This is a genomic window from Leptothoe sp. ISB3NOV94-8A, from assembly GCF_043421595.1.
Classification (GTDB): Bacteria; Cyanobacteriota; Cyanobacteriia; order Phormidesmidales; family Phormidesmidaceae; genus Leptothoe; species Leptothoe turfae.
The window spans coordinates 750,083-776,066 of record NZ_JAXSQW010000001.1 but is presented as its reverse complement, the minus strand read 5'-3'; the positions used below and the strand labels follow the sequence as shown (position 1 = coordinate 776,066).

The 25,984-nt window shown below is 48.1% G+C and carries 28 protein-coding genes and 3 pseudogenes; 18 read left to right on the top strand and 13 right to left on the bottom strand.

What is annotated here, in order from left to right; all coding sequences use genetic code 11:
* Positions 1–111 precede the first annotated feature (111 nt).
* From SPB21_RS03230 to SPB21_RS03220, 3 genes are all read right to left on the bottom strand, one after another.
* The gene (locus tag SPB21_RS03230; RefSeq protein ID WP_499865460.1) at positions 112–1,317 is read right to left on the bottom strand and encodes a hypothetical protein; all 1,206 of its coding nucleotides are present in this window, start codon (positions 1,315–1,317) and stop codon (positions 112–114) included.
* Positions 1,318–1,499: 182 nt separating this feature from the next.
* Positions 1,500–2,048 (bottom strand): DUF4334 domain-containing protein, encoded by a 549-nt coding sequence (locus SPB21_RS03225; RefSeq protein ID WP_163700401.1) that lies wholly within the window; start codon positions 2,046–2,048, stop codon positions 1,500–1,502.
* 211 nt (positions 2,049–2,259) lie between these two features.
* Entirely contained in the window at positions 2,260–3,441 is a 1,182-nt protein-coding gene (locus SPB21_RS03220; protein ID WP_163670864.1) for a tetratricopeptide repeat protein, read from the bottom strand.
* A gap of 102 nt (positions 3,442–3,543) precedes the next feature.
* Between SPB21_RS03220 and SPB21_RS03215 the strand changes: the two are divergent.
* Positions 3,544–3,639: pseudogene (locus tag SPB21_RS03215) on the top strand (heavy metal-binding domain-containing protein); the annotation flags it as partial.
* A gap of 111 nt (positions 3,640–3,750) precedes the next feature.
* Here the strand turns inward: SPB21_RS03215 and SPB21_RS03210 are convergent.
* On the bottom strand, positions 3,751–3,987 hold the full coding sequence (locus SPB21_RS03210) for a hypothetical protein (RefSeq protein WP_006519698.1): 237 nt from the start codon (positions 3,985–3,987) through the stop codon (positions 3,751–3,753).
* 205 nt (positions 3,988–4,192) lie between these two features.
* Here SPB21_RS03210 and SPB21_RS03205 point away from each other — a divergent pair, with 205 nt between their 5' ends.
* From SPB21_RS03205 to SPB21_RS03195, 3 genes and pseudogenes are all read left to right on the top strand, one after another.
* Positions 4,193–4,678 carry a hypothetical protein gene (locus tag SPB21_RS03205; protein WP_163670866.1) on the top strand — a complete coding sequence of 162 codons (486 nt, stop codon included), beginning with the start codon at positions 4,193–4,195 and terminating at the stop codon, positions 4,676–4,678.
* 61 nt (positions 4,679–4,739) lie between these two features.
* Complete coding sequence (locus SPB21_RS03200) at positions 4,740–4,868, top strand: hypothetical protein (protein ID WP_499865458.1); 129 nt, start codon at positions 4,740–4,742, stop codon at positions 4,866–4,868.
* A 470-nt stretch (positions 4,869–5,338) separates the two neighbouring features.
* Positions 5,339–5,730, top strand: a pseudogene (locus SPB21_RS03195) (transposase); the annotation flags it as partial.
* Between the two features lie 71 nt (positions 5,731–5,801).
* Here the strand turns inward: SPB21_RS03195 and SPB21_RS03190 are convergent.
* From SPB21_RS03190 to SPB21_RS03175, 4 genes and pseudogenes are all read right to left on the bottom strand, one after another.
* Positions 5,802–6,686, bottom strand: a complete 885-nt coding sequence (locus SPB21_RS03190; protein WP_163700403.1) for a mechanosensitive ion channel family protein — start codon at positions 6,684–6,686, stop codon at positions 5,802–5,804.
* Positions 6,687–6,694: 8 nt separating this feature from the next.
* The gene (locus tag SPB21_RS03185; RefSeq protein ID WP_163671499.1) at positions 6,695–7,873 is read right to left on the bottom strand and encodes a MarR family transcriptional regulator; all 1,179 of its coding nucleotides are present in this window, start codon (positions 7,871–7,873) and stop codon (positions 6,695–6,697) included.
* Between the two features lie 274 nt (positions 7,874–8,147).
* Positions 8,148–8,345 (bottom strand): hypothetical protein, encoded by a 198-nt coding sequence (locus tag SPB21_RS03180; RefSeq protein ID WP_499865457.1) that lies wholly within the window; start codon positions 8,343–8,345, stop codon positions 8,148–8,150.
* 28 nt (positions 8,346–8,373) lie between these two features.
* Positions 8,374–9,437, bottom strand: a pseudogene (locus tag SPB21_RS03175) (class I SAM-dependent methyltransferase).
* Positions 9,438–9,618: 181 nt separating this feature from the next.
* Here SPB21_RS03175 and SPB21_RS03170 point away from each other — a divergent pair.
* The 8 genes from SPB21_RS03170 (at position 9,619) to SPB21_RS03135 (ending at position 17,834) form a co-directional block, all read left to right on the top strand.
* Positions 9,619–12,717, top strand: a complete 3,099-nt coding sequence (locus SPB21_RS03170; protein ID WP_499865456.1) for an ATP-binding protein — start codon at positions 9,619–9,621, stop codon at positions 12,715–12,717.
* A 47-nt stretch (positions 12,718–12,764) separates the two neighbouring features.
* Positions 12,765–12,890 carry a hypothetical protein gene (locus SPB21_RS03165; RefSeq protein ID WP_499865455.1) on the top strand — a complete coding sequence of 42 codons (126 nt, stop codon included), beginning with the start codon at positions 12,765–12,767 and terminating at the stop codon, positions 12,888–12,890.
* 45 nt (positions 12,891–12,935) lie between these two features.
* Positions 12,936–14,285 carry a transposase family protein gene (locus SPB21_RS03160; RefSeq protein ID WP_499865454.1) on the top strand — a complete coding sequence of 450 codons (1,350 nt, stop codon included), beginning with the start codon at positions 12,936–12,938 and terminating at the stop codon, positions 14,283–14,285.
* A 56-nt stretch (positions 14,286–14,341) separates the two neighbouring features.
* Positions 14,342–14,512: a nickel-binding protein gene (locus tag SPB21_RS03155; RefSeq protein ID WP_499868669.1), complete on the top strand. Its 171-nt coding sequence runs from the start codon at positions 14,342–14,344 to the stop codon at positions 14,510–14,512.
* A gap of 94 nt (positions 14,513–14,606) precedes the next feature.
* Positions 14,607–15,725 (top strand): class I SAM-dependent methyltransferase, encoded by a 1,119-nt coding sequence (locus SPB21_RS03150; protein WP_499868668.1) that lies wholly within the window; start codon positions 14,607–14,609, stop codon positions 15,723–15,725.
* A gap of 101 nt (positions 15,726–15,826) precedes the next feature.
* Positions 15,827–16,036: a hypothetical protein gene (locus SPB21_RS03145; protein ID WP_163700408.1), complete on the top strand. Its 210-nt coding sequence runs from the start codon at positions 15,827–15,829 to the stop codon at positions 16,034–16,036.
* Between the two features lie 59 nt (positions 16,037–16,095).
* Entirely contained in the window at positions 16,096–16,782 is a 687-nt protein-coding gene (locus tag SPB21_RS03140; RefSeq protein WP_499865452.1) for a CpcT/CpeT family chromophore lyase, read from the top strand.
* Between the two features lie 134 nt (positions 16,783–16,916).
* Complete coding sequence (locus tag SPB21_RS03135) at positions 16,917–17,834, top strand: bile acid:sodium symporter family protein (protein ID WP_499865451.1); 918 nt, start codon at positions 16,917–16,919, stop codon at positions 17,832–17,834.
* Between the two features lie 141 nt (positions 17,835–17,975).
* Here the strand turns inward: SPB21_RS03135 and SPB21_RS03130 are convergent, their stop codons facing one another.
* Positions 17,976–18,566 (bottom strand): hypothetical protein, encoded by a 591-nt coding sequence (locus SPB21_RS03130; protein ID WP_499865450.1) that lies wholly within the window; start codon positions 18,564–18,566, stop codon positions 17,976–17,978.
* Positions 18,567–18,897: 331 nt separating this feature from the next.
* Between SPB21_RS03130 and SPB21_RS03125 the strand changes: the two genes are divergently transcribed.
* A complete protein-coding gene (locus SPB21_RS03125) occupies positions 18,898–19,074 on the top strand; it encodes a hypothetical protein (protein WP_163700415.1) in 177 nt (58 codons plus the stop codon).
* Positions 19,075–19,210: 136 nt separating this feature from the next.
* On the opposite strand, the gene msrA is transcribed toward SPB21_RS03125, so the two are convergent.
* Entirely contained in the window at positions 19,211–19,681 is a 471-nt protein-coding gene (gene msrA / locus SPB21_RS03120; protein WP_499868666.1) for a peptide-methionine (S)-S-oxide reductase MsrA, read from the bottom strand.
* Between the two features lie 209 nt (positions 19,682–19,890).
* On the opposite strand from msrA, the gene SPB21_RS03115 reads away from it, so the two are divergent.
* Positions 19,891–20,661: a CAP domain-containing protein gene (locus SPB21_RS03115; RefSeq protein ID WP_499865449.1), complete on the top strand. Its 771-nt coding sequence runs from the start codon at positions 19,891–19,893 to the stop codon at positions 20,659–20,661.
* Between the two features lie 79 nt (positions 20,662–20,740).
* On the opposite strand, the gene SPB21_RS03110 is transcribed toward SPB21_RS03115, so the two are convergent.
* Positions 20,741–20,869: a hypothetical protein gene (locus tag SPB21_RS03110; RefSeq protein ID WP_284681687.1), complete on the bottom strand. Its 129-nt coding sequence runs from the start codon at positions 20,867–20,869 to the stop codon at positions 20,741–20,743.
* A gap of 285 nt (positions 20,870–21,154) precedes the next feature.
* The gene (locus SPB21_RS03105) at positions 21,155–21,751 is read right to left on the bottom strand and encodes a DUF6151 family protein (protein WP_163700423.1); all 597 of its coding nucleotides are present in this window, start codon (positions 21,749–21,751) and stop codon (positions 21,155–21,157) included.
* 347 nt (positions 21,752–22,098) lie between these two features.
* Between SPB21_RS03105 and SPB21_RS03100 the strand changes: the two genes are divergently transcribed.
* On the top strand, positions 22,099–22,995 hold the full coding sequence (locus SPB21_RS03100) for an ABC transporter substrate-binding protein (protein WP_499865447.1): 897 nt from the start codon (positions 22,099–22,101) through the stop codon (positions 22,993–22,995).
* Between the two features lie 35 nt (positions 22,996–23,030).
* The gene (locus SPB21_RS03095; RefSeq protein ID WP_499865446.1) at positions 23,031–23,378 is read left to right on the top strand and encodes a DOPA 4,5-dioxygenase family protein; all 348 of its coding nucleotides are present in this window, start codon (positions 23,031–23,033) and stop codon (positions 23,376–23,378) included.
* An 89-nt stretch (positions 23,379–23,467) separates the two neighbouring features.
* On the opposite strand, the gene SPB21_RS03090 is transcribed toward SPB21_RS03095, so the two are convergent.
* Complete coding sequence (locus tag SPB21_RS03090) at positions 23,468–24,355, bottom strand: alpha/beta fold hydrolase (RefSeq protein WP_499865444.1); 888 nt, start codon at positions 24,353–24,355, stop codon at positions 23,468–23,470.
* Positions 24,356–24,377: 22 nt separating this feature from the next.
* Here SPB21_RS03090 and SPB21_RS03085 point away from each other — a divergent pair, with 22 nt between their 5' ends.
* Together SPB21_RS03085 and SPB21_RS03080 are read left to right on the top strand one after the other, a co-directional pair.
* Positions 24,378–24,554 carry a hypothetical protein gene (locus SPB21_RS03085; RefSeq protein ID WP_499865443.1) on the top strand — a complete coding sequence of 59 codons (177 nt, stop codon included), beginning with the start codon at positions 24,378–24,380 and terminating at the stop codon, positions 24,552–24,554.
* A gap of 395 nt (positions 24,555–24,949) precedes the next feature.
* Positions 24,950–25,960 (top strand): hypothetical protein, encoded by a 1,011-nt coding sequence (locus tag SPB21_RS03080; protein ID WP_163671485.1) that lies wholly within the window; start codon positions 24,950–24,952, stop codon positions 25,958–25,960.
* Positions 25,961–25,984: the final 24 nt, after the last annotated feature.

Below are 25,984 nucleotides of genomic sequence, written 5' to 3'. Positions count from 1 at the left end.
GTTTCCCTAGAACGAATGGTTTGGGCAACTAGGCTTGCAAGCCGGTGGATATGATTACAAAGAGTCCATTCTGTAGGGGCAATCCCTCGTTGTCATTGCTACGATGCGTCGCTAAGACAGCAGATTAACCATAAAATATTGGGGATATATATCCAATACCTTCATCAGGCCAAAGCCCAGGAGCCCAGTACCCAGGAGGGCTGCGCCGAAGCCGATGGTGTTCTTCACCCACAGGGTGCAAAATTCCACGTATTTATCCATAAGGAAAATGACGAAAAAGGTGCCTGCGATCGCATTGACTACACCTAAGTCCAGAGATGTGGCCACTGCGATCAATAGGGGACCACTGAGACAGGTAACAACGTTTCGTAGCCAATACTTTTCCTTCGCCACCCACTTAGACGACAGAATTAGCATCCCCACAAAATAGACAAATGTGCCAGTGAATAAAGCACCGGTTTGAAACACATCCAGCGATCTGGGTAAATAGTGCTGGGTGAGACCCAGGCCAAACAGGATTAAACAGGCAGCGGCAAAGGTGCCCTGACCAGCTTTATCAGTGCTGTCAAACCCGATGATGATGGTCAATGGCCCCGCTAACAAAATAAACCCAAAGTAGGCCACAAATGCTAGGGATGCCAGCACCCCCAGGGTAATACTCTGGTTCCACCAGGCTGCCCCGGCATAGACCGCGCAGCAGGTACCGGACACAAATTTGATATCTTTTCCAACCCCTTGAAAGAACGTTTTCCAGTTCTCCTGGCTATGGAGTAAGAGCAGGCTTAAAAAGAAGATGACCGCGCCGAAAAAATTTAGGGTGAGTCCCTTTTGCAAAAACATTAAACCGGCCCCCACTCCACAGAAGAGAACTTTATATGCGGTTATGGGTATCTTTTTCAGGAATTCTATAATTGACAGGGCAACGGTCAAGACAAGGCCCGACAGAATTTGGAAAAGCTCTTTAATCACCCCAAAGCAGAGTAACCCCGTGCCTAATACGCTCACCATAACGGCCAGCACCCTGACGATTACTTGAATACGGAAAATTGCTTTAAACTGATTCCAGTGGCGTAGATCATTGACGGCAATGGTTTCACCCCGAATGTTTGATGCCTGGTCTGCATAGAACTGTCGCTGCGCGTTGCCCACCTCAGGAGATAACACATCCCTTGATTCCAGGTCATCTATCGTAAGAACATGGGTTCTTAATAGGGAGATGTCGTTATAGTCAGGGGCTGTATTTGCTGCGGATGCTGGTTGTACAAAACCAGTCAACAGAATGAACAGCAACAGCAGCGCACAGAAAATTCTTTTCATACCAAATCCAATTCGGTAAACCCGATTAACAATGGATAATTCTGTAGGGGCAATCTCTTGTAGTTCCCCTCTATCCACCCATTGATAATTATGATATGCAGGCTAACAGAGTAATGAGTTAACGGACATGCGCCTATCTAATTGGCACACTCGAATAAGGAGGAAAGCTCTGAGTTTATCGCTTACTCTCCAGAGTCTCTTCTAAGCATAAAAAAGAACGGCTGAGGCGACTCTTTAAAGTCCATCAGCCCCAACACAGTACTATCATTTAACTTCCTAAAGGTGTCATTAATAGGCAGATAGTCATAAATCATCGTGGCGCTGACTTTGCCACGGTATTCCATCATGCGCAGTCTAGCCTGACTTTGTTCTGTTTTCAGCAACGAGGTGGATAGACCCAGCAGTGGTTTCATAAAATCACTCTTGATGCCTGGCATGTTCAAAGCCCATTTCATCGCCATGGGCTGGGGGGCAACTTTAATAATCTCTCCCTGGCCATCTAAAAACAACAAGGGATGTACGGTCTCAGGGTCGATAAATTCTTTTCCGTACCAGTTGGATGCTTCTAGCATGCCATCCATAGGGTGGGAGGTGTGCAGTCCAGAGCCTTGCCAGCGACCAATCATAAACTCCAGATTGATGGGGTCTAGAGAATCGAATAGCTGCAAGGCTTTTTCGGTGGTGGTTTTGCCCGTTTGAAGAATTGCCTGACGGTTTTCTGGGGTTTCCATTATTTTTGTTGGGTCGGGTTAACCGAGATAGCCAACAGGATTGGTTTAGGATATCCCATGCTAAATTCAAATTCAGTAGCCCTGATCGAAAATAGCCAATTCTGTAGGGGCAATCCTTTGTGGTTGCCCTGCGACATTTACAGGCACCTGTCCAGAATCCTATTACCCATATTTCATCTTGGAAGATTTTGGCTAATGGCAATAATTACGTCTACTCAACGCCCCAGGCATTTAGCAAAGATGTTGCGCGCTCAACTTCAGCTTCATTCTCCTGTTGCTCATACAGTCGACGAGCTTTTTGCAAAGAATCAACAGCGGCTTCTCGTCGGCCCTGTCCCCATAATGCCAAACCTAGGTTATACCGAGCACCCGCATCCTCAGGAAACTGACGAACAATTTGTCGATATGAAATGACTGCTCGAATATACTGCTCTCGCTCTAGCAGCATCGACCCAAACTCTGCCTGAGCTGGCACAAAACTAGGGTTCGCCTCAATCGTTTCCTCAAAATGAATAAATGCTGCAGCATTATCACCTCGCTCCTGCATGATCAGCGCTAGCTGATAATGACTTTCCCAATCCCGAGGGTTCGCTGAAATCGCACGTCGCAAAGATTCCTCCGCTTGACGTTCCCGACCCTGGTAAATCCAAATTTTAGCCAGGTTGCCATGGATACTACCCCGGTTACTATCAATCCGTAACGCCCGTTGCAACGGCTCTAATGCATCCTCAAAACGTTCTTGCTGCAAGTAAAGGAGACCAATTGCCTCATACACCTGGGCATTATTAGGTGCCAGGCGAGCAGCTTCTTCCAATGCATTGAGTGCCAGATCATACTCATTCTGCCTCAGCAACATATTGCCCAGCCCCAAATAAGCATTGGCCTCACTGGGAGCCATGCGCGTAATCGTACGGTAGGCATCTGCTGCCTCGGCATAGCGCTCTGCCTGATAAAGACCGTGAGCCAACCCATACCGGAATGACACATTGCGACTATCGCGATCAATGGCCTGGCGATAGCTCTCTACCGCTAGCTGATAGTCCCCCTTCAGAATCTGGAGATAGCCAATACCTGAATAAAGCCGCGCATTATTACGATCAATGGCCAGGGCCTCTTGGTAGGCTGCGATCGCAGCTGAATAGTTTTCGTTATCCACATTTTGCTGGGCCACCCGCAGCAGTTCCCCCAGCCGTTCCTCGTCCGCATCCGACAGCTCCGTCAGCTGAGTTTCCTGCTGAATTTCCTCAAGCGCTTCACTTTGAGCCAGCAAAACATCAGGGGGCTCAACCGCATTCGCCGCCACCGGCAAAAGCCAAAGCATCCCAGCAAGGGTGGCCACTAGCCTTAATTTTGGTGCGGGCGATAGTCCCATGGGTGTAGTAACCATTGACATTGATGTAGACTCCTCACTGACTCAAATAATTCTGCATTCAGCTGGCAGAACGCTACCCAGAGTTTGTGTCTTAATATGACGGTGCTGCTAATGGGATAGTCAATGATTTTAGCAACTACCGATACACTTCAAGGGAAAAATATTAAACAGTATTTGGGAATCGTCACCGCTGAGGTGATTTATGGTAGTAATATGCTCTGTGTCTAAGAAGCCTGATTTGCATAACTTTCAGGGCTTGGGGTCCAGGATTGAACTAAATTTGACTTAATTGTCACAGCCCCACAAGCGCTAAAACTAAAAACTGTCACTTCAGTCGCTATCCGCAGGGGTTTCATTGGCCTCGCTATCAAGCCAGCCTAAGTCCTCAGCAATTGCTTGCCTTGCTATTTCTTGCCAGTTCTTTATTCTACCGTCTTTGATTGCCTGTTTCATGCTGGGCGGCATTCGAATCGTCATCTTTTCTGTGCATGGCTCTGACCACTCATATTTTTGCTTAAACCCATATTCTGTAATGTTGGGGTTGCCTCCGGGTCTGCCTTTTGCCATTGGTCCTTATGAATGAACAACGCCCAGATCTACGCCACCCCCAACGCATTATCCGGGGCGAGGGTTAGGGCAGATCTGCAACGCTCGGCATGGGTGGCATCGGAAATAGTCCCGCCAATCTTATTTAAAGATTGAAGGTTCTCAGCTTTCCTTATAAAGAGTCGAATGTTTTGTTCTGAAACACGGGCATAGTACAAGCACAGTAATGCAGACTGTAATACAGTTCCGCATTAATGCCATGCTTAAGATCATCATCCCCCTATCAATTGCCCTTGCTTCTTCGGTCACAATCTCAGGGCAGGCACTTTCCTGCTACATGGAGACTGCGGAAGGACGGATCGATCTGAGTCATATGTGTGGGGATGGAAGTACTACAAATGCACCTGCAACGCCAACAGCTCCCCCACCTCAACGAGGGGAACGGGTGATTGTAGCACCGGTTCCCACTGAGCCAATAGCTACCTTTCAGGTGCAACGGATTAATCGGGAAACCGGCGAAGCTTATGGCATTGTCCGGTTTAGCAATGAGGCTCCTATGGGCACTGTTGTACGTTACTGGGCTGATGTTGATGGCGTAACTCGCTCATTTGGCTCAGTCGTGAGAGAGCGAGGACATCGCAACATAGGCGTGGAATTTTGGCTCCCTGCGGGGACTAGCCTTAATGACATTGAAAATGAAGGGGCGGGGTAGATTCACCCACCCCCAGGTAGTATTTCATCTGCGATGAGTTTCATGGAGGACGTCTGTCCCTGTGACTGCATCGTTACGGGTGCGTGACAATGCCGATATTACACTGATGTCACACGCAACCGTAACATTACTGATGCGTTACCATGGCTATGCACCAGGGGTTACCTCTACAATGGGTTCGCTTCCCTAACTGTCAAGGGCGTCTTGAGTGTAGTTTTCTCTAGGCAATCCTTTTGTACGTGAAGGATTGCCTAGAGAGTCAGGACAGGGGCAACTGTCCTGCTCTCATCTTCATTTCCTACATCTTTCAACTTTCTCCGCACTCTAGTCCCTCGTCAACTCATTAGCTCGTAGCCCTGGGCATAGATATTGCAGCCAAGCACAACCACCTTAGAGTGGCCTGAATCGTTCAACACTTTGAGCGCACGAGCATGACCTAAGGTATTCTCCTGAACCAAGAAGCTAGTGATCGGGCAGTTAATGCTGCTCTGATCAGGCTGGGTTTACAAGTTCAGGCAAGACCGTAAAAAGCCAAGCAACTATTAGAACGCACCAAGACACAATAAAAATAAGGCTCAATATGGAATTCAGGGAGGTCTGTGGCCTGAAGGGATAGACTAAATGGCGAAATAGCTCTGTACCTGGGTTAAGAAATATCCTGAGCGTCATCGTTATCATTGTCATGACTGTGAGAGAGATTTTGATGACCTGACGAAAAGCATCTTTTCAGGGCGTCATCAGCCGCTTCGAGTCTGGGTTGTCTGCTTATATCTAATGGGGCTTAACCTCTCCAATCAACAGATTGCTAAAGAGCTAAATTTGAACAAAATGATGTGCAAAAAATGACGCATAAACTCCGTCAAGCGGTTGTTGATAAGGCCCCTGTAGTCACTCTTTCGGGAGACATCGAGTTTGATGAGGTCCATGTCAATACCATTGAGGGCGTTTGGTCACTGCTACGCTCCTGGTTACGGCCTCACCGAGGGATTTCACAAGGACATCTTCCCGTGTATCTGGGTTTCTTTGAGTTTATGCATAATGCCCGACGATGAGGAAAAGCATTATTAGCCAGTCTATTATGTAGCTACCGTACTCAGCTCACTCCTTAAAACGCATATTGAGCCTACATTTCTTCTTCACCTAGCGTCCTCGGATAGGGCAACTGATGCCGGGCGCAGGCTTTTTTGATGCGCAAAATCAGATCGGTCTTATAGACATATTCATCCCGTGCATCCATGGGATAGGATCTCAGCTTGAGGTGGGTTGCCCAGGTTTCTTCTGACACCACCACCATGACCGGCAGCTTAAGCTGGGTATAGCGACTGCTATAGGCGGCCTGGTACAAAATTTCGACGGCCAGTTCCGTATTGGCTTCGTGGGCAAAGTAAAACTCAGTCATCACCTGGGCTTCGAGTTGACCGCTGTTGGCATTGGAAATGGGATTGGTCCAGGTAACGTTGTGGGGAATGGTAACGGCGTTGTCGTCAGGGGTTTGTAGCCGCACACCCCGCAGGCCATAGTCAATCACTTCGCCATAATGGTCGCCAATTTGGATGCGATCGCCCATACGAAAGGGGCCTTCAAACAGGTTGACTACACCAGCAATGATGGAACTGGCATAGTCTTTAAAGGCAAAGCCTAGGGCAACGGCAATGGTACCTGTCAAGGCAAGCAGATTCGAGCCGGTTAGATTTAGGAATAGGGGCAACAAATAGGCAATGGTGACAATCAAGACGATACCCTTCAGAAAAGGGACTGACTGCTTGATAATTAGCCTGAAGCGACGCGGTACTTGCTCTGAAAGGATGTCAGTGCCAACCCGAATCAGGAATAGCAAACCATAGGCCGCTAACACGGCAAAACTGCCCTGCAGAATCTCTGATGTGTTGGGTCGCTTAAAGATATCGAGGACATCTGCCGATGTAGTGAGGTCCTGAGCTGTGGCAAGACTTGTCAGAGCCAGCAACGCTATGGTGGTCGCGATCGCAATCTTCACTCCCTTAACCATGGCTCCCCCTAAGCTTTTCCAATTAAAAAGTTGTTATTGCCAAGTTCTTTGTAGAGCTTGGGATAATGGGCCGGATGGACAATCAACCGACGACCGCGCTGACGGATAATGCCTTCGCGCCGTAGCACCTGCAATCGGGAGCGGATATTGCGTTCGGCTTCGCCCAGGCTAATGGCCAGGTGCGATCGCGTCATTTCTCGATGAATCAATAATGAATGCAGCAAATAGCGATCCATTGCTTCCAGGGTCATCAGCCCCGGTAGCGTTGGTTTAGTGGGCAACAGTTCAATTAAGGCGGTTTCATTTGCGATCGCGCCTTCATCTGTTAACACATCAGCCTTAATTTGCAACGACTTGAGCCACAGCTGAGCCGCTGTACTAGCGATACCGTCTGCCGTGCTGGCCAGGCTATCCCAATAGCTATCATTTGCTTCCGAAAACTGCACCATGGGACCCGTTGCTTGGGTCTCTAAGTTGGTTTCAAGTAACGGAGCCAGCCAGGTTTTTAGCTCTGCCCCAGACAGTTTTGGCAATGAAATCGTCTGTTCAAAATAGGCACTGATCTGACAAACCCGTTCTAAAAAACTCCAAGACCAGTGATTACAGCCAAATACCCAAAAGCGAGAAGTGTCCTGGGCACTCAGGGTTTGCAAATATTCAATGCCCTCCCACCCTTCAATGCAGCGCAGAAAACAGGGCTCTAAACTAGACACCACCATGATGTTGGGCACATGGCGATCGAGATCTGTCTGGGTAACCGGCGTGGCAATTTCACTGGGCACCTCATCATCAGGCTCTAACTCCCGCTTAAGGTGTTGAGGCACCGTCAGCGGATCGGGTGGCCGATGATATCCCCCTAAGAAAAAACGCACTTCACAGTCAGGTAAATCCTGATGGACACTGGCTTTAAGGATCGGTCCAATCTCTTCCACCGGACGACCTAGCACCACCAGCGTATTATTCTCAACCTCAGGATTTGCCTGCCAGTCCTGCAATGCTTTAGTTAAGGATGCCTGAATAGCGGCTTGGTAGGGTTGAGGTGTCGGTAGTTGAGCCACCTGTTCGTTCACACTGTTGAGCACCCCCGGCGGCGCATTCACCAGTTCTTCGGTCGGCTCAGAGCTAGCAGAATGAGAAAACCGAGCTGGAATCGTTTTTAGTAAAGAGGAAAATTGTTTCCTCACCACGGTTACCTTATAAATAAGAACTGGTACCAATAGTACCGTTCTTTGATCCCTCTCGAATACTGGTTCTTCGTTTTTCGTTCTCCGTTTTTCGTTTTGGAAGCCTGTTGTGGCAAAACCACTTTAATTTGAGAGATGTAGTTGAAGTTTCAAAAGAGGGCTAATTGGATCAAAATTGCTAAAGGGGTTAAGAGATTGGTGAAAGCCCTATTTCTAGAGCTTCACAACCAAGTTTTCGCTACGCTTTGAGAAGTCTTACACCTATAGCAAACGGCCCTCAATTAGCGGTGGATGCGGTGGGTTTTGCACCCACTGTGGGCTTCAGCTGAGAGTCATCGATCGCCAGCCTGGGCTGAATCATATCTGACAAAGACGGATTTAACAAAACAGTTCGAGGCAGCTCTTGTGTTGTGGACAGAATATTTACAACACGTCGCTTTTGATAGTGTTGAACAATATTACAGATAGTGCACATCTCCAGTTCACTCCTTAATTACAACTGCTTAATCTTTCTGAACGATGTAATAGTTATTTTGAAAATCATGGTCTAGCTGCTTAATCGTGACTTGGGTAAAGCCAGCATCTTTTAGCATAGACAGCGCTTTTTCTTCTCCCCACATCGCACCTAAGCCCATGCCGCCCTGGGCCAGAGATACCGTCATACAGTGCATACAAGAAACGGTATAAAGAAAGGGCGCTGCTGGGTGATCCATATTGCCTGCTACGTTGGTGGTAGCTCGAATATCTTGCATCAGATAAATACCGTCGGGTCGCAATGCACGATAAATATTCTTGAGAACAATATCGGGATGGGCCTGATCGTGAATCGCATCAAACGTAGTAATCAAGTCATACTGCTCAGGTGCATCAAAGAACGTGGCATCTTGTACTTCAAACTGAATATTAGATAAAGGGCGATACTGGCTCTCTTCACGGGCTGTGGTGATGGCCGATTCAGATAAATCAATGCCCCGAAATCTGCTATTCGGAAATAGTTTTGCCATTGTGTTGAGGGCACGACCGCTACCACAGCCCAAATCCAATACTTGTATGCCTTGTTTTAGGTCATCCATCAGCCCTGGTACTAAAGGCAACACATATTCTGTTAAAGCTGACACCGTTGTTTGACCGCTATCTTCCGCCATCACCGGATGGAATCGCTTAAATTGAGCGTAGGGCACACCCCCCCCGTCATAAAAACAGTCAATAATCGGATCCTCCACAGTCCCTAACAGAGGGATATATTGAGCAAAGGCGGCAATGTTGTCAGGGCTAGCCGCACGGGTGAGCACAGCCGCATACTCACGGGGTAGGAAATAGGTATCCTCTTCCGTGTCATAGGTGATGAATCGGCCCGTCACCATTGCCCCCAGCCATTCACGCACATAGCGCTCATTAAGTCCGGCAGCATCAGCAATCTGCTGGCTGGTGGCAGGCGGCAGTTCAGCTAGCGTGTCAAATAGCTCAGTAGGTGGCCAATGGAGGTCATCAGTGCCAACGCGCCATTGTTTAGGATATCTAGCAAGCGCTCAGCAAACGCTTCAGTTAAGTCAGCGGATGTCGTCATGGTCAGTTCTCCACATTGCAGGTGATGGTCTAACCCTAATCAACCCAACGTTCTACCTCCGTTCCCACACCGTTCCCACCCAAATGTAGAATCCTCAACTGAGGTTATATGAGGTTCACTCAAACAAATTACAATGGACTGCAAGGACGATTGCAGCTGTTATAAGGTGCGAGTGTTGACTGTGGGCAAGCAGTTCCTAAAGGTGTCTTTGCTGGGCAGCTTTCACATTGTCCAAGCAGGAGCAGGCAGTGTAGAGTTGCGATCGCGATCGCAACACCTGCTCGCCTATCTAATTTTGCATCGCCATGCCCCCCAGTCTCGTCAACGTATTGCTGGACAGTTATGGCCAGATTCCGCCGACACTCAAGACCGCACGAATCTAAGAAAAGAACTGCACTATCTGCGGCACACCTGTCCTGCCATCGAGCAGCTCATCACTATCACCAAATCCACACTACACTGGCAGCCACAGATTCCCTGTGAAGTGGATCTTGATATTTTTGAAACTGCCCTAGCCTCAGCAGCGGAGGCAGACGGAGCTGCCGCTGTTGGTTTTCTTGAAACTGCCATCAAAGTCTATCAAGGGGATCTGTGGCCAGACTGTGATGCTGACTGGATTTATAGCGAGCAAGAACATCTCAGAAAAAGCTATGGCCAGGCCTTGGCTCAGCTGACTCGACAGCTGCAGGCCCTGGGTGAAATAACCAAAGCGATCGCAACGGGACAGCAGTGGTTACAGGCTGAACCTCTCGAAGAAAGTGCTTATCAGACGTTGATGGCCCTTTATGGGAAAATAGGAGACCGCTCCACCGCCTTGCTGTTGTACCACCAGTGCATGACTACCCTGCAAACGGAATTAGGGGTACCTCCCAGCCCTACAACAGCGAACATTTATCAGCAGCTATTGTTAGCAGAGGAAAGTGCTGTTAAGACAACAACAGAAGCTCTTCAATCTGCACAGCCTGCTTCAGCTATACCATTGTCTCTGGCTGCCCCCAATGCTACGAGCACCTTAGTTGGACGGGAGCAGTTGTTTGGCAGCTTAGAGCAATGGCTGTTATCGACCTTGGACAAGCCTGCACCTTTATTATTACTAACCGGAGAGCCTGGCATTGGCAAAACTCGACTGCTGGAAGCCTTAGCGAAGAGTGCGGCTCAAGACAGCTGGCATACTTGCTGGGGAAGTGCCTTTGCAGCAGAGCAGCTGCGTTCCTACGGCGTGTGGATAGATTTACTGCGTACCGCCCATCTCTCTGAGTCCTTTCCCCAGCTAGGGGATACCTCAAACAATTTACAAAATCGGGGACAGCTGTTGGACGCTATGGTGCAGAGCTTGAGGGCTATAGCCAGTCCTGAACAGCCTCTATTGCTTTTATTTGATGATATTCACTGGTTAGATGACGCGTCAACGGCACTGCTACACTATGTCTTTCGTCTAATGGGGCAAGGGCCATTGCGCATTGCCTGTGCCGCTCGACAACAAGAACTGCAAGAAAATTCAGCCGTTCTTACCTTAATCAAGTCCCTACGGCGGGCTAAACGACTACAGGAGATAGCCGTTCCTCCCCTGTCGGCTAAGGCGATAGGGGCACTCGTCACACCGCTGCTCAACTCCGAAGATGGAGCCAAACCACTAGATACTCAAAAAATCTCTCAACAAATCTACAGCGACAGCGGTGGTAATCCGTTATTTGCCTTAGAAGTCGCACGGGCCAATACTGGAGAGACCAGTGATCTACAGGGATTAATTGACGATCGTTTGCAGCGACTGGATGGAGCCGCAAGAGACTTGATTCCTTGGGCCGCAGCGCTAGGACGACGCTTTAATCCAGAGATTTTGGCCCTGGCGGCCAGCTACCCACCCATGCAGTTTCTGTTGGCCATGGAACAATTGGAACACCAACAGATTGTGCAGCCCGTTAACCCAGGGGCCTCAGCCAGCTTTGATGAACAGGGTAACTATGATTTTGTTCATGATTTGGTGCGCCAGGCAGCCTACAATCAGCTGTCGTTGCCCCGCCGTCGCATTATCCATGGTCAACTGGCTAAAATCCTGGAATCCCAAATGGTGGAGGATGATTTAGCCAGCCAGGTGGCCTACCATGCGGGTCTGGCGGGTAACCATGCCTTGGCGGCTAAGTCCTGTGTCACTGCTGCCAGCCGCAGTTTACGGCTGTTTGCCTATACAGATGTGATGCAGCTGGTAAATCGGGGGTTAGAACATAGCCATTACTTGCCCAGTTGCGATCGCATCTTCTACTCCACCCAACTCCTGCGCACAAGAGTTTTAGCCGGTGTATCCACATCAGACGCCACCACTGTAGAAGCTCAAATCCAGCAACAGTTAGCGGATTTGGTGGGTCTAAATCTGCCAGAAGCAGAAGCCGCTGCGCGACAGGCCCTTGCTTTCTTAAAGTACACCCAAGAGAACTTGACCGATGTGCATCAACAATGTTTAGAAGCCATAGAGGTTATGGCTCCAATTCCCCGGCTACAGGCAGAAAATCTAGCCGCGAATGGCTGCTGTTTAGCTGAAATTGAACGGGATATGGATCGGGCTGAAGCCATTTTATTGGAAGCCCAATCTCTGGCCAACCCGCTGGGTGCATCCATCAGCGACATTCATTTAGGACTAGGCTGCATTTATCGTTACCGTGGCGACTATGACCTAGCTCAGCAGCAGCTAACAACCGCCCTGCAAGTAGCTCAAAGTCACACACCCAATCAGCGCGATCAGCTAAATGAGAGCCATAGTCTCGCCAATCTGGCCATGAACAGTTGGGACCGCCAACAGCCTGACCCTGGCTATGCCAACGCCCTACTGGAGTTAGCGCCTAACCTACCCCAGGGGAGTAATGCCACCTTTGCAGACGCCTTAATTGCCCTATACGCCTATGGCAACAACCCAGACCAGACAGGTCAAACAGCTCTGACGGAGACATTGAGCCAACTTGATCAGCTGGATGCTCAACGGAAACGAGTTTTTATCGCCAGCCATGCTGCTGAGATTGCCCTCCGGCAAGAGGACGGGGTCATCGCTCTCACCTATGCAAGCATAGCTAGCCAAGCGGCTAACATTGTTGAGCATCCCAACGATATGGCTGTGGCAAATGCCCTGTGTGTTCTCAGTGCTAGTCTGCTAGACGATCACACAACGCGGCATCACCATTGGCAATTGTTACAGGCATTGCCTGCTACTAACTTAAGTAGTCGGGCTCAGCTGTTAATCGCCGAAGCTAAACAGACTGTGAAGCAAGGGGAAAAACGAATCTCAGACTGAGATAGTATCCCCATAACGCAATTTCTTTGTTTACGGATGACATCACCATGGCCCTTATTGTTGTCGAAACTACGTACGATCCCCCCATTGACCAGGCACTGTGGGATGAGCTAGTGGAGCGGTCAGCCCCCTGCATGACAGAGCGTAATGTCACGACTTGGAAGGTTAGCTAGGTATTCCATCTAGGACAATAGACGGACTGACGTTGGAAAGGCCCGATGCATTGTCCGTTAGTTGGGATTGGCTCTACCCTACAAGGGTTTCTGCAGAACTATCGTCCGGTCTTTTGCCGACAGGCCGGGTTTGACCATGTCAGTCGTTATATCAATGGCCTGTTGTTAAGCCCAAATAAGACTCTACAAGGAATATACGCTCAAATCGTCTGGCCAGAGGGGACCCAGGTGAGCCGCCGAGCGATGCATGAATCGGTGTTCGAATCGCGATGGAGTCGCGATGAGCTCATGCGTCGACATCGGGCACTGGTGGCCCCCCGCTATCGAGGTCGTGGGCGAGCGGTGATTAGTCTGGACTGGACCTATTCGTATCATCCCTACAGCCGCAAGATCTATGGAGCCAAGTCCGCCTATGATTATGTGCATAGTGGTTGGAGTCGCTATCAAACAGTGGTCACCGCTGCCATTGCCAATCCCCATCGGGTGGATGGCTTAGCGGTTGAGGCGCAACCGCCCAATTATCAGAAAGCAGAGTTGGCGTATTTAGCGATGACACAACGAGAGCATTACGAACAACTTGACCAGGTGCGAGAGCGATTGCTGGAATTACTCCATTATTATTTACACCAACAAAGCTATCAGAAACGAACGGAGATGGTGGTTGAGAGTGTTCGCACTATCGAAGCCGAAGGGCAGTACCCTCAAGCAGATTATGCCTTTGACCAGGGCGTGTTGACTCGTCCGTTAACCGAACTGATTGAATCTAAAGGCAAACATTGGGTCAGTGAGATTGAACGGACGCGACTGATTATGTGGAACCACACCTGGCAGCAGGTACAACACGTGGCTCAACAACTTAAAGAGAGTCATCCTGAGAGTTTTCGACACAAGAACGTTCGTTGCCGAAACAGTCAATATCGAGAGGTTTGGGCATTTACTAAAGTTGTTCGTCTCAAAAAATATGGTCGCAAACGTATTGTCATTGTTCATGAAACTGAAGACCTCAGTGATGCCCCTCGTTTTCTCTTAACCGATGCCCTGCATTGGGATGCCAACCGGACCTTTTCTACCTGGACCTTTCGATGGCCGATAGAAACCTTTCACGAGTTTGCCAAACAGCTGACGGGCTTTGAAGACGCTCAGCTCCGCAACGAGGAAGCGGTCAAACGCCACTTCTGCTTAAGTTGTATAGCGCAGTCTGCCCTTCAGCAAGCCAGCTGTTATGGACAAAAATCTGAGCGGTTTGACTTTGCTGATCACAATCAGCAACCCATCGGCCAGCGACTGTACTCCTTGTCTCGGGATGCCTTCGAACAGGTGGTCCAGTTGATTCATCGACTCACGGGGCAAGGGCAATCGGTTGATCTCATTATGGAGGTCCTGATGCCGAGCTAACCCCCATCTCACCAGTTATTTTTCTCTGCTCGTAACCTTCCAAGTCGTGTAATGTCATCTGGAAACGCACCTATTTATCGCGCGATCGCAAACGCAGTATCTGTGAGCTTGACGCGGCTGATGCTGACACAGTCCGGGCTGCTTATCAACGAGGCAATGTCCCCTATGACACCATTTGGTCAGCCGATTTAGTGGATGAGCTACCGGCAAGTATCGAGAAATCATAGGGCCTACACCCAGGGAACGCCCAAAAGACGGTTAGGGAACGCAGCAGTTTCTATTCTTGAATCATGAAAATTCCAACTCTTTTTGGAGCCCATGATGACAACGATAGACTCCCTAACCTCACTGACCATTGAAGGTAATACTCCAGCATTTGACACCGACAAGTCTGCAGGCTTTGCCGAAAACTTGCTCAACATCCTCAACAGTGGTGCCCTGGCCCAAATGCTATCCATTGGCCATCGCACCGGGCTATTGGACACGCTAGCTGAACTGCCGCCTGCCACCAGTCAACAAATTGCCGATGCGGCCAAACTGACTGAACGCTATGTTCGCGAATGGTTAGGGGCCATGGTCACTGGCCACATTGTCATTTACTACAGTGGCAACAAAACCTATCGACTACCGGCTGAACATGCCGCCTGGCTTACCCGCAGCGCCAGCCCTAACAACATGGCCACCACCATGCAGTTTATTCCCCTCATTGGGGGTGTCGAAGATGCCATTGTCGATTGTTTCCACCAGGGTGGCGGCGTTCCCTATGCGGCCTATCAGCGTTTCCATACGGTGATGGCAGAAGAAAGTGCCCAAACTGTCATCACCGCCCTTGAAACCCAAGTTTTACCCCTGGTCCTTGGCTTAAAGGAACAACTGGCTGAAGGCATCTCTGTCGTTGATATCGGCTGTGGACAGGGACGTATATTACACACCCTGGCCAGCTGGTTCCCCAACAGTCGCTTTGTCGGCTATGACCTATCTAGCGACGTCATTACCTGGGCCAAGGCCGAATCACAACGGCTGGGGCTACAAAATGTGACATTTCAGGTACAAGATGCAGCCTTGATTGTGGAAGAAAATCAGTATGACCTGGCACTCTCATTTGATGCCATTCACGACCAGGCACAGCCAGGTATCGTCTTACAAAATATCTACCGAGCCCTGCGACCAGAAGGGCTCTATCTCATGCAGGAGATTCAAGCATCTAGCAACCTAGAGGATAATCTAAATCATCCTGTAGGACCATTGTTGTATAGCATTTCCTGTAATCATTGCACTGCCGTTTCCCTAGCAGCAGGCGGTCCGGGGCTGGGAGCCATGTGGGGTCAAGAACTGGCCCTGGAAATGCTACAGACTGCGGGCTTTAGCAACATCGAAGTACAACAGCTGGAAAACGACTTCCAGAACACCTATTATCTCGCCCGCAGGCTCTCTCAATAGCGCCAGGTGCATGGGCGCTAAAGCACTCACCACAGCAATGATGATCACCTAAAAACCAGCGAAATTGATTGATTAGCCCCTGTTTCTTTAAGTCTGGCCACATGAAAAATTTTCTCTCTTCCATTATGATTTCCCACCGTAAACAGCTGCTGATTGTAGGCCTTGGTCTGGGCCTAATGGTGATAGCGGCTAAGTTAACCCAGTCAAACGTGTATGCATCAGACCCTGTTATTCAGAACGAACAACAGTTAAACACACCACAATCGGATACGGATGATTTCTCAGAAATTATTCATCAGATTTTTCCCTAAAAGCCTTGCAATTAGATTAATTCAGCAGCGTAACACCTGCAGTCATCCCTATCAAACTTATGATGCGACTTTTGCAAACAGGGGTTAGTGCAGCCCTAATTTCCACCATAATCAGTGCTCCAACACTGGCTGCCACCCTGACACCAACCGAACAGGTGCAGCAGGCAGTGAACTGGTTCACGGGCTTCTTTACCAACCAGGCACAGGTTAACAGTGACCCTGCCGTGCCGCTGCTGACCATGGAAAACTGTGCCGTACCGACCAGCAGCACAACGACCTCGCAATATGTCCATTTAGAACAATTTTTGGGTGACACAGGTGGGTTACTCCGCACCCGAGCCTATGAATTTAGCCCTGGAACCACAGATGTTGACCTGAGCATATTTAGCTATCGCAATCTCGGCACTGCCCTAGGCACCTGTGACCAAGCAACGGCCATTTTAGACCTGAGCGATCTCCTCACACCCAGCTGTGACCTGACATTAACCTACAGAAAAGACGAGTTTTTTGGCACCAATGTCCCAACGGGCTGTCCCACCAGCTTCCCAGTGCCCGGCAGCACCGTAGTTTCAACAGTGACCATCGCCGCCAATACCGTTGACTCCACCGATACATTTCTCTTACCCAACGGCGGAGCCATTGGCACTCCTATCACCTTTAATCGCGTGAGCACACCTGAACCGACATTAATCGTTGGCGTTATCGCGGTAGGATTACTAGCAACCGCTGGTTACAAACGACCATAGGACTAAGCGTCAGCAAATTCTCCGTTTCTGCAATTTCAAGTTGCGAACTCAACTTAAAATTCAAAATTCAAAACTCGCCTTAGTCTCCAAACATCTGCCCCGTACCAGCCTGCTGCAGCTTTAGAGAAGACATCATGGAATCAAGTTTTTTAACCGCAGTTTTTCTACCGCTAGCCCTATTTATCATCATGTTAGGCATGGGGCTGAGCCTGACAACTCGCGATTTCCAAAGGATTCTGACCGAACCTAAAGCTGTCATTCTTGGACTGGTTGCTCAGCTAATTATGCTGCCAGTGGTTGGCTTTTTGTTAGCTAGCCTTTTCCCACTCTCACCGGAGTTGGCCGTTGGTGTGATGATTTTAGCCGCATGTCCAGGCGGTCCCACATCCAACATGGTGACCTACCTGGTGCAGGGAAATGTTGCACTTTCCATCACCCTGACAGCTATTAGCAGCCTGATTACAATCGTTACTATCCCCCTCGTGGTTAACTTTGCCATGCAACAGTTTATGGGGGAGGCAGCAGCTATACAACTTTCTTTTTTAACAACGGTTATTCAAATTGCCGTCATTACCCTCATTCCTGTTTCCATCGGCATGGCGCTTCATCACTACGTCCCCAGGTTTGCCGCCAAGGTGGAAAAGTGGGTTAAGTGGCTGTCGTTGTTTTTCTTAGCGCTAATTATTGTTGGTCTGCTGGCCAAGGAACGGGCCAATGTCGCCAGCTTTTTTGTCCAGGTGGGTGGAGTCACGCTGGCTTTAAATGTGCTGACCATGGGATTGGGATTTGCGATCGCAACCCTCGCCAAGCTCGACGCCCGCAGTGCAAAAGCCATCACCGTTGAAGTGGGTATTCAGAATGGCACCCTAGCCATCGCCATTGCCAGTGCACCCACCTTTTTAAATACCCCCAGCATGGCAATTCCCGCCGCCATCTATGCCCTAATCATGTTTGCCACCAGTGCAGGTTTTGCCTGGCTAATCCGCTACAAGAAGGCGGTGCCTGCCAGTTCACAACAACAGACGCCAGAGAGTAGCGAAAGTCGTTTATGAAGCTGTCCATCTACGGCCACCGTATATACATAGAGCATTGGCAAGAGCATTGGCAGCACGAAAGCTGGTTTTGCTGACTTTACCTCAGCTGAACGTGTTCAGGGATCAGAATCTAGCCCATCACTAAGGGGACTGTTACTCCTACGACTGATGTAAAAAAGGCAATACAAACCAGAGGGGGGCCTTCTGATCGAGAGTTACCCTGGCCGTTGCATGCATACCGGCCAAAGGAATCATATTGAGACTGCTCGCCGACCACTTATAACCACTACTCGTATCAGGATCAGGTGTCAGTTCTATCAACACCTCAATCGTTGCAGGAGCCGTTGGATCTTCTAATTCACGTACCCCATCCAGGGTCATTACCATCGGTAGTGATACTTCACTGACTTTACCCTCAATGCCACCAGCCGCTTGCTTATTACCTTCCACATCCGGGATCAGCAGTACGTCCATACCGCGCTCAATCTGAGCCAGCTCCCCACTGGGAAAATGAGCCACACCCACCAGCTCACCAGACGCCCCCTCAGCATAGGCCAAAATGGCATGGCTGCTTGTAGTTACTGGGATCCGACCCTCACAGGCCCAAACAATAGTAGCCCCCAGCAGCCCACCAATCGTCGCTAGAGGCAGCCAACTGCGCGGAGAAACGATTTGCATAAGCTGATCAAGCTGCTCTGGCGACGATAAACGCTCCAAAGCTTCTTGACGAAAAATACTACTGTCGCCCATCCGAAATCTGGCCTCTAATAATGAAGGTTGATAATCCAGTAAAATTCACCTATTATCTATGCCCTTATAGCAAAAAGTTTAGCTTTTTTGGAGATACTCAGGAGATTTTAAGTATTCGAGATGCATTTACGTAGAATCTCTGACAATTGGCTTTTTATCTCTTAATAAATCCTCAGAAAACTCGTTGAAAGCCAACGGATCATTAAAAGTTCATGAGAAGTCACCAAAACCTCTTCCATTTTTTGACATGCTCGATATTATTGGAAAGTCCTGCATTGTGCATTTGACGATTGAACAGGACTTCCGTTGTTTCTACATTGAGGTAACTTCCATGGAAGAGCAGAACAAGAACGTTACTGACGAGCAATTGTCTGATGATCAACTAAAGGATGTTGCAGGCGGTAACAAGCTTCATGAGCAGCGTCTTGAGCACTTGGACAACCAGTCCAAGAGCGTTAAAGATATTCAAGCAGAGCGCCTTGATCAGCTTGATGAGCGTACAAAGTAAGTCCAGTAACATCTAGATACAGTGACTCAGACCATGGGTTATCTGTATTAATGCTCAAAAAGTAATAGCCCTGCTAGTTTTTGAGCTAGCAGGGCTATTTTTATGCCTAATATGTCTGCAACTCCTAACACCTCTATCACTTCTGCCACTGTTGTTTGTTGCTTTTTTTATCAAAATATTGTTGATGTTCTTCAGTGGCTAACCAATAGGCAGTCGCCGCAACAATTTCAGTCACTATTGGTTTACTATATTGCTTCGCAACAGTTCGCTTAGATTGGTGGGCTAGCTGTTGTTGTTCTTCGGTGTGATAAAAAATTACTGAACGATATTGTTCTCCACGATCAGCACCTTGACGATTAAGACTCGTCGGATCGTGGATTTTCCAAAAAGTTACTAATAGTGCTTCATAGCTAATTATGGCCGAATCATATTCTATTTGGGCCACTTCAGCATGGCCAGTAATGCGAGAGAGTACGTCCAAGTAACATGGGTTTTCAAAATGTCCCCCCATGTAGCCCACGGACGTTTTGGTTACCCCTGACAGTGAGCAAAATGCCCGTTCTACTCCCCAAAAACAACCGGCTCCAAATGTTGCCACTGCAACCATTTCAGTAATCTCCGACACATTATTTTCACTGAGATAAGTCGAGTAAAGCTGACTCACCTATCTAGTAGTGTAACGGTCGATGAAACCAAGGTAATTGTTCAAACTGTGTTCACAGGATTGTCTTGGCATCTGTTCAACTTCGAGATGCTACTGTCCGTGGGGCTCTATCTCAAAAGCAAGTTAATTCAAATCGTTCTTACAGAGCACCCATGGGGCTTAATTCACAGGCCAGCACACTAGTTTTAGCAATCGGCATCATACTCACAAGCTGTGGCGGTGGCGGCGGCAACGAAGACAAGGCTAGCAGCGGCACAACAGAACCACCCTCTGCCATCGAAAATAGTTGTACAACTATTTTGGCAGAACTGTTTGCCGACCTGCTGACCGAAACCAATACTATTCGTCAACAAAATGGAGCAAGGCCACTGAGTTTTTCTTATCGGCTAGGCAGAGCGGCGCAAGCCCATGCCCAAAATATGGCGACTGAAAATTATTTTAGCCATAGAAGTTCCAATGGTTCAACCCTTGCGGATCGGATTACGAGAGTCAACTATGATTACAGTACCGCTGGTGAAAATATTGCAGCTGGCCACGATTCAGCTGCCTCGGTGGTAACAGCCTGGTTCAATAGCCCTGGCCATAAAGAGAATTTGCTCAATACAACCTATACCGACATTGGTTTTGGTTTGCATTTTGACAGTCGTTCTACCTATGGCAATTATTGGGTACAAAACTTTGGTCACGCTGATAGCCTTGCCAGTCATGATGAGCGTGCCTACATTCCTGATGAGGGTGGCTGCAGCATTGGTGACAATATCGCTAGCAACTATACAGCTGTTCTAAACAATGTAATTGTGGCTGATGTTGCTCCATTATCGAGTAGCCATCACCATCAGCCCGTGAGTACTATGGAGCCTACCCTGGGTTTAGGAGTTCTATTTGCGGCCTTAGGGTTCAGCTGTTCTAGAAAGAAAGTTTAAAGGACTTCCATCATTTAAACTTTAAAGAAGGGTATCCACAAGGGAGTGCCCCTACAGGATTGTTCATTTTTAATTATGTTTACTCTTCAACCTTGGGATCAAAGAGTTCTTGCCCTGATTGATAAAACGTCAGACCGCTAACAGTTTCTGCTATAGCACCCTGAGATACATCACCCCAAAAATGGCGGTAAGATGCCTGCTTAACCAAGTGCTGCTCCCCCGAGTCCGTACCTTAGTGCAAGAGGAGTGTAGCGGATGATAATGCTTTAAAGTAGCCCCATCTGGAGTTTTTTGATACTTCCCAGGAATAAGTCTGATGATGAATGGTTCGATTTAGGTAGCTGGCAAAATCCAAGGCTACTGCACGCCGATCCGTTCGACCGTATCTTGCTCGGTCCGATCACATCAGGTGAGGGTGACCATCAGAATAGCTTTGTCAGGTATTTGCGTCTGTTCTTTGGACTATCATCCTTGTTCCGGCGCAGCGCGGTTGCTAAACAGCACTCATAATGTCCTCGTATTCTTGGCAGCTCAGTATTTTGGGGCTAACGATAGGAATTCCGGAGTCTACCAAGAAGAAGGGCGTCTGTTTATAACTTCCATCAATACGTGCCCTGAAAATTCTAGTTACATTACGGATGATTGTAACGATGAGGTCTACTGGGTTCGATTTTATTTCTCCTTTTGAATATGTTGTATTAACAGGTATGCATGTAGCCCCAAAGGCATTATCCAGTGTGATCTCGGACGACTCTAAACAGTTATGGACAAGGCCAATGAAAGACATTTTATAGATTGGTAAAGTATTTCCGATCGGTGTATTACAGCAAGTCGTATACCAGCGCAGTAAACCAGTTTCAGTAAGTCGCACACATGCTAATACTTCAGTTCCTTGAGTAAAGGAAATATTTTTTGGCAGCGTCTGAACAATGTCTGTCCCACCATGACGATCAAGGATTTCACTCCCTTTGCCTAGAAAGTGAGCAAATGCCTGACAATCCTGGCAATAGCAGATGACCCGATTCGCATGGGTGACATCATCAACAGTACCTTTAAGGCAACCACATTGACACTGTATTGGATGGCTCATGTCTCATTTCCCCAATAAACAGAACTTAATTGCTTTTGCTGTCTAACTGCTGTTTATCTATTATTAGATCCACGATCTACCTTTTCCATCTATCTCCCTACAAAGAGTTGCTATATTGCAAACGTTCAGTCTATCCAGCCCAATCAGGAAGATAGGCTACAAACTATCCCTAGGGAGACACGGAGACGGGGAGAGCTTGAGCACTAACCGATCTCTGCGTCTCACCCTGCCCGTGTCAGTCCTACTCACAATTTAGACCTTGATAGACTACTCGGCTTTTTTTAGCAATGTTTTGCTGTAAGCAAATTTTAGATGAATAATGATCTGAAGTTGATTGTTGGTGGCTGATGTCTAAATTACGTTTGGGCTTAGAGTGGTTTTTAAATCCAGATCATGTGCCTCTATTAGTAGGTCTTGAGCAAGGATGGTTTGCGGACGTTGGTTTGGACTTAGAACTGGTTGAACCCTCAGAGCATGTGGATGCGATCGCAGAACTGCAAGCTGGCACCCTCGATATCGCGGTTACAGAGCCGGTTCATCTGGTGGAAGATCGAGGTAAGGGCCATGCCGTGGTGGGTTGGGCTCGCTTTTTGCATACCAACGGTGGCGTCATGTACTTTACAGGACGCGGTATCGAGCGGCCTAAGGATATGGTGGGCAAGCGCATACAGTACCCCGGTGCACCGTCTGCGTTAGGGCGGGCCATCGCTAAAACCATGATTGAGGCCGATGGCGGTGACTTTACTGAAGATGCCATCACCTCTGTCGATAATGGCTTTTTGCATACCGACGCACTGGTTGAGGATAAGGCCGATCTGGCAACGCTGGTGTTCTACAACTTTGAAGTAATCGAAGCTCGACAACGCGGTTATGATGCTCAGTTTTTTGCACTCAAAGATTGGGGCGTTCCTGATTTTTGCCAGCTTATTCTGATTGCAACGCCCGAATTGTTGCAACAGCGGCGACAAGACTTGCAGGTATTTTTGAAGGTATTACGACGGGGGATTGACTTTATTCACCAGCACCCTCAAGCGGCCCAAGCCATTTACGACCAGCGTACCGGAGCCTATGCAGGCGATCAGACCGGGCAAGCCATCTACGATGCAACAATCTCTTGTTTTACCCACGACTTTTCCATGAGTGCGGATTACTACGATCGTCTACAAGCCTGGATGCACAACACCGGACAGATTCCCCAATGCTTGTCAGCTAACGACTATTGGACTAACGCACTGGCACTTTAGATGTTTTTATTTTTTATTCAGAAACCGGCTCACTGATGATAAAACGACCCACCAACATTTACGACCAATACCACGCCCACGTTTATTTCGATGGCAGTTCTGTGGCAGCAGCCTCCTCACTATGTCAGAAGGCTGGAGAACTGTTTGGAGTGAAAGTAGGCCGATTCCATCAGAAACCCATTGGACCGCACCCTTGCCGGAGCTGTCAACTGGCATTTGATAAAACCCAGTTTGATCAGCTGATCCCATGGCTGGAAAATAACCGAGGAGATTTCACGGTGCTTGTCCATGGGCTGACAGGAAACGATCTGCAAGATCATACTGAACATGCTTCCTGGCTCGGAAAGCCTATGCCACTAAATCTATTGATCTTCGGGGATTAGCATGGGCCTAAACAAAGCTCTTTAAGCGATGGAAACTCACTCTGGCCATTGTGCCTTAGGGAGGAAAAACTGACCCCTAACGTAACTAATCAAAGCCCATTCAGCCAGTTCAAAATTGATTCATTGACCACCTCTGGGCGTTCATCATGGGGACAATGGCCAGTCTGAGGGATGGCCTGAAAGGTCGTTGGTGGCTGGGCACTGGGGGACTCACTGAGAGTCTTATATACGGCTGCTCCTTGAATCGGAGTCCAGGGGTCATTTTCCCCCCAGAGCACCAAGAGGGGCTGCTGAATTTTAGGTAACAGATCTTCGGGCTTTGGGCCAGCAGGTGCGGTCACAACAGAGGCAAATACTTTTTGGGCCCCTGGATCACAGGCAGGGCGATGTAGCATATCGACCAGTTCGTCTGTAATGGCGTCTCGATTGCGATAAACCTGCTTTAAGGAACCCCGAATTCGAAACTTACGCCGCACTTCATTAAAAATAAAGGGACCAAATAGGTCAGAACTAACGAGCTGTGTAAATGTTCCCATAACAACTCGTAGGGGAAAATTCAGTTCATCCGGGCGATGGTTAAGGCCCCCGGCGCAGTTGAGGAGTACTCCCCCTTGGGTCATGTCTGGCGCATTAGCCAGCATCATCAGGGTAATGAGTCCACCAATGGAATTGCCAATAAAGACAGCCGGTCGCCCAATGTGCTCTTGCCAATAGTCCTGCAGCAATGATTCCCAAATTTCGAGAGAGTAGTCGAGGGCCGGTTTATCCGATGCACCAAAGCCTAAGAGATCCAGAGCATGCACCTGATAGCCAGCTTCAGCCAGGACAGGGATATTTTTGCGCCAATGCCCGACCGATGCGCCAAAGCCATGGACTAGCACAATTGGTAATCCAGCCCCCTGAACGATATGACAAATGCGGTGCCCTCGCCAGGTCCAATATTGCTTTTCAAGAGCGGTGGTTAATTGAGCGGTCATAGATGCTTTGTTAGGAGAAGAAATGAAAACGAGCTGCGTTGACGGCAGAGAGTCCTTCTTCATCATAAAGCGGTTCTTGTTAGAGGGGGGTCCCAGTAGTGGGGTGGTCTGGGTGATTTTGGGCAAGACCTGGTTGCTTGAGCGCAGGCTGTGGCTGTGTGGTGAAATGTGCGATCGCGATCCCTATGATCAAGATTGACTGTGCAAAAGGTATTAATTCTTATTTAGCTAATGCACATGTATCGCAATCTGGCAAGAGCCCTATACTGAAAACTTGATGAAGCTGTCTGGATAACTCCGGCATTAGATTTTTATCCAGACAGTTTCGGGATAACTCCGACTGGGAGGTATTTATCTAGACAAAGTCTGGATAACGCATAGGTAGGTCCTAGTGGGATAGGCTGCAGATATAATTACGACCTTGTGAAAAGGTAGAGCACTGTTGGGACAATCATCGGAAGGTAGATTATCACAGCAATTGTTCGTAAAAATGGACATCTGAGCACAACTTTAAGCAGATTTGGTCTCGTACTGCCCTAGTTGCTTTCTGGGAAAAATTCTCATTTTTTGATACCTCCTGATCTTTGCTCAGGCATGGCGAGAATTACTATAGTTGATAGTATGGATCTATTTAACTCAATAGAATTGACTTCTAATCTCTATATGGCGTACCAGGAAGAAAATACAAGTCAAAAGCAGAAGGATTCCAAAATTCAAGGCTTTCTTGCTACTCTTAATACTTTCAAAGTCGGATTTATCAGTGGTTTACTGATAACGTTCTTGGCATCAATTGGCGTAGGACATTTGTTCCTTAACATCTTTAAACTAGGTTCTGTATCTATTGGTGACAAGAGCTTCGGTCAAGTAGCATCTCCCGTAAGCAGTACAGATGACTCAAACGTACAAGACGTTGAATCTAGTCAAATTGAACAAAATGATGGTGAGGTTCAAAACTCAGAAGGTATAAATCAGGCTATTGATGGGACAATCAACCAGGAAAGCTCAAATAACCGAACTTCTAATGAATTAGGGAGTAATCTCGAAAACAGTGAAATCAGTGGAGAAACTGTATCAGTAACAATTAACTATAACAGTAACGCAGACCTTCCAGGTTTTGACCCTAATAAAGGATATGTAGAGACACCACCGGACATTGGTCAATTCAACGATGCCATATTAATTACGAATGTTGGCCTAGGATCACAATATGCTACGTTCTCGACTAGAGAAGTGTTTATTAATAAAAAAAAGTATGATTCTACCTTTTCTCTAATTACTGATGGAAATTTGCCAACTAGAGTAAGCTTTAACCTAGAGCTCCCAGGCGTCAAGGCAGACGGTGTTTTCTTGCAGTTTGGATTAGCAGATCTTTCTTCAGGAACAACAACACTCACCTATTTAGTAAATGTTTTTGGTGATGGAGAAATTCTATGGTCAAACCAGATCAAGTATGAAGAGTCACAAATTTCTTCTGTAGTTCTTAATACTACAGGCATACAAGACATCTATATTGAATATCAAGTTGTTGAGAGTGCTGGCATTAGTAACTCCAGACTTAGAAATTACCCTCTTTATTTTACGGAAGCTAAAGTTCTAGAAAATTAATGACTCTAGTGTTGCACTCTCCTC

Bases quoted from the DNA above. Each gene is read 5' to 3' on its own strand.
- SPB21_RS03100 (WP_499865447.1), top strand. From the start codon at position 22,099: ATGTCTAAATTACGTTTGGGCTTAGAGTGGTTTTTAAATCCAGATCAT.
- SPB21_RS03220 (WP_163670864.1), bottom strand. From the start codon at position 3,441: ATGTCAATGGTTACTACACCCATGGGACTATCGCCCGCACCAAAATTA.
- SPB21_RS03080 (WP_163671485.1), top strand. From the start codon at position 24,950: ATGGCGAGAATTACTATAGTTGATAGTATGGATCTATTTAACTCAATA.
- SPB21_RS03165 (WP_499865455.1), top strand. From the start codon at position 12,765: ATGGCCCTTATTGTTGTCGAAACTACGTACGATCCCCCCATTGACCAG.
- SPB21_RS03190 (WP_163700403.1), bottom strand. From the start codon at position 6,686: ATGGTTAAGGGAGTGAAGATTGCGATCGCGACCACCATAGCGTTGCTG.
- SPB21_RS03090 (WP_499865444.1), bottom strand. From the start codon at position 24,355: ATGACCGCTCAATTAACCACCGCTCTTGAAAAGCAATATTGGACCTGG.
- SPB21_RS03105 (WP_163700423.1), bottom strand. From the start codon at position 21,751: ATGAGCCATCCAATACAGTGTCAATGTGGTTGCCTTAAAGGTACTGTT.
- SPB21_RS03150 (WP_499868668.1), top strand. From the start codon at position 14,607: ATGACAACGATAGACTCCCTAACCTCACTGACCATTGAAGGTAATACT.
- SPB21_RS03180 (WP_499865457.1), bottom strand. From the start codon at position 8,345: ATGTGCACTATCTGTAATATTGTTCAACACTATCAAAAGCGACGTGTT.
- SPB21_RS03135 (WP_499865451.1), top strand. From the start codon at position 16,917: ATGGAATCAAGTTTTTTAACCGCAGTTTTTCTACCGCTAGCCCTATTT.
- SPB21_RS03205 (WP_163670866.1), top strand. From the start codon at position 4,193: ATGCAGACTGTAATACAGTTCCGCATTAATGCCATGCTTAAGATCATC.
- SPB21_RS03160 (WP_499865454.1), top strand. From the start codon at position 12,936: ATGCATTGTCCGTTAGTTGGGATTGGCTCTACCCTACAAGGGTTTCTG.
- SPB21_RS03125 (WP_163700415.1), top strand. From the start codon at position 18,898: ATGGAAGAGCAGAACAAGAACGTTACTGACGAGCAATTGTCTGATGAT.
- SPB21_RS03230 (WP_499865460.1), bottom strand. From the start codon at position 1,317: ATGAAAAGAATTTTCTGTGCGCTGCTGTTGCTGTTCATTCTGTTGACT.
- SPB21_RS03210 (WP_006519698.1), bottom strand. From the start codon at position 3,987: ATGGCAAAAGGCAGACCCGGAGGCAACCCCAACATTACAGAATATGGG.
- SPB21_RS03115 (WP_499865449.1), top strand. From the start codon at position 19,891: ATGGGGCTTAATTCACAGGCCAGCACACTAGTTTTAGCAATCGGCATC.
- SPB21_RS03130 (WP_499865450.1), bottom strand. From the start codon at position 18,566: ATGGGCGACAGTAGTATTTTTCGTCAAGAAGCTTTGGAGCGTTTATCG.
- SPB21_RS03140 (WP_499865452.1), top strand. From the start codon at position 16,096: ATGATGCGACTTTTGCAAACAGGGGTTAGTGCAGCCCTAATTTCCACC.
- SPB21_RS03095 (WP_499865446.1), top strand. From the start codon at position 23,031: ATGATAAAACGACCCACCAACATTTACGACCAATACCACGCCCACGTT.
- SPB21_RS03085 (WP_499865443.1), top strand. From the start codon at position 24,378: ATGAAAACGAGCTGCGTTGACGGCAGAGAGTCCTTCTTCATCATAAAG.
- SPB21_RS03225 (WP_163700401.1), bottom strand. From the start codon at position 2,048: ATGGAAACCCCAGAAAACCGTCAGGCAATTCTTCAAACGGGCAAAACC.
- SPB21_RS03145 (WP_163700408.1), top strand. From the start codon at position 15,827: ATGAAAAATTTTCTCTCTTCCATTATGATTTCCCACCGTAAACAGCTG.
- msrA (WP_499868666.1), bottom strand. From the start codon at position 19,681: ATGGTTGCAGTGGCAACATTTGGAGCCGGTTGTTTTTGGGGAGTAGAA.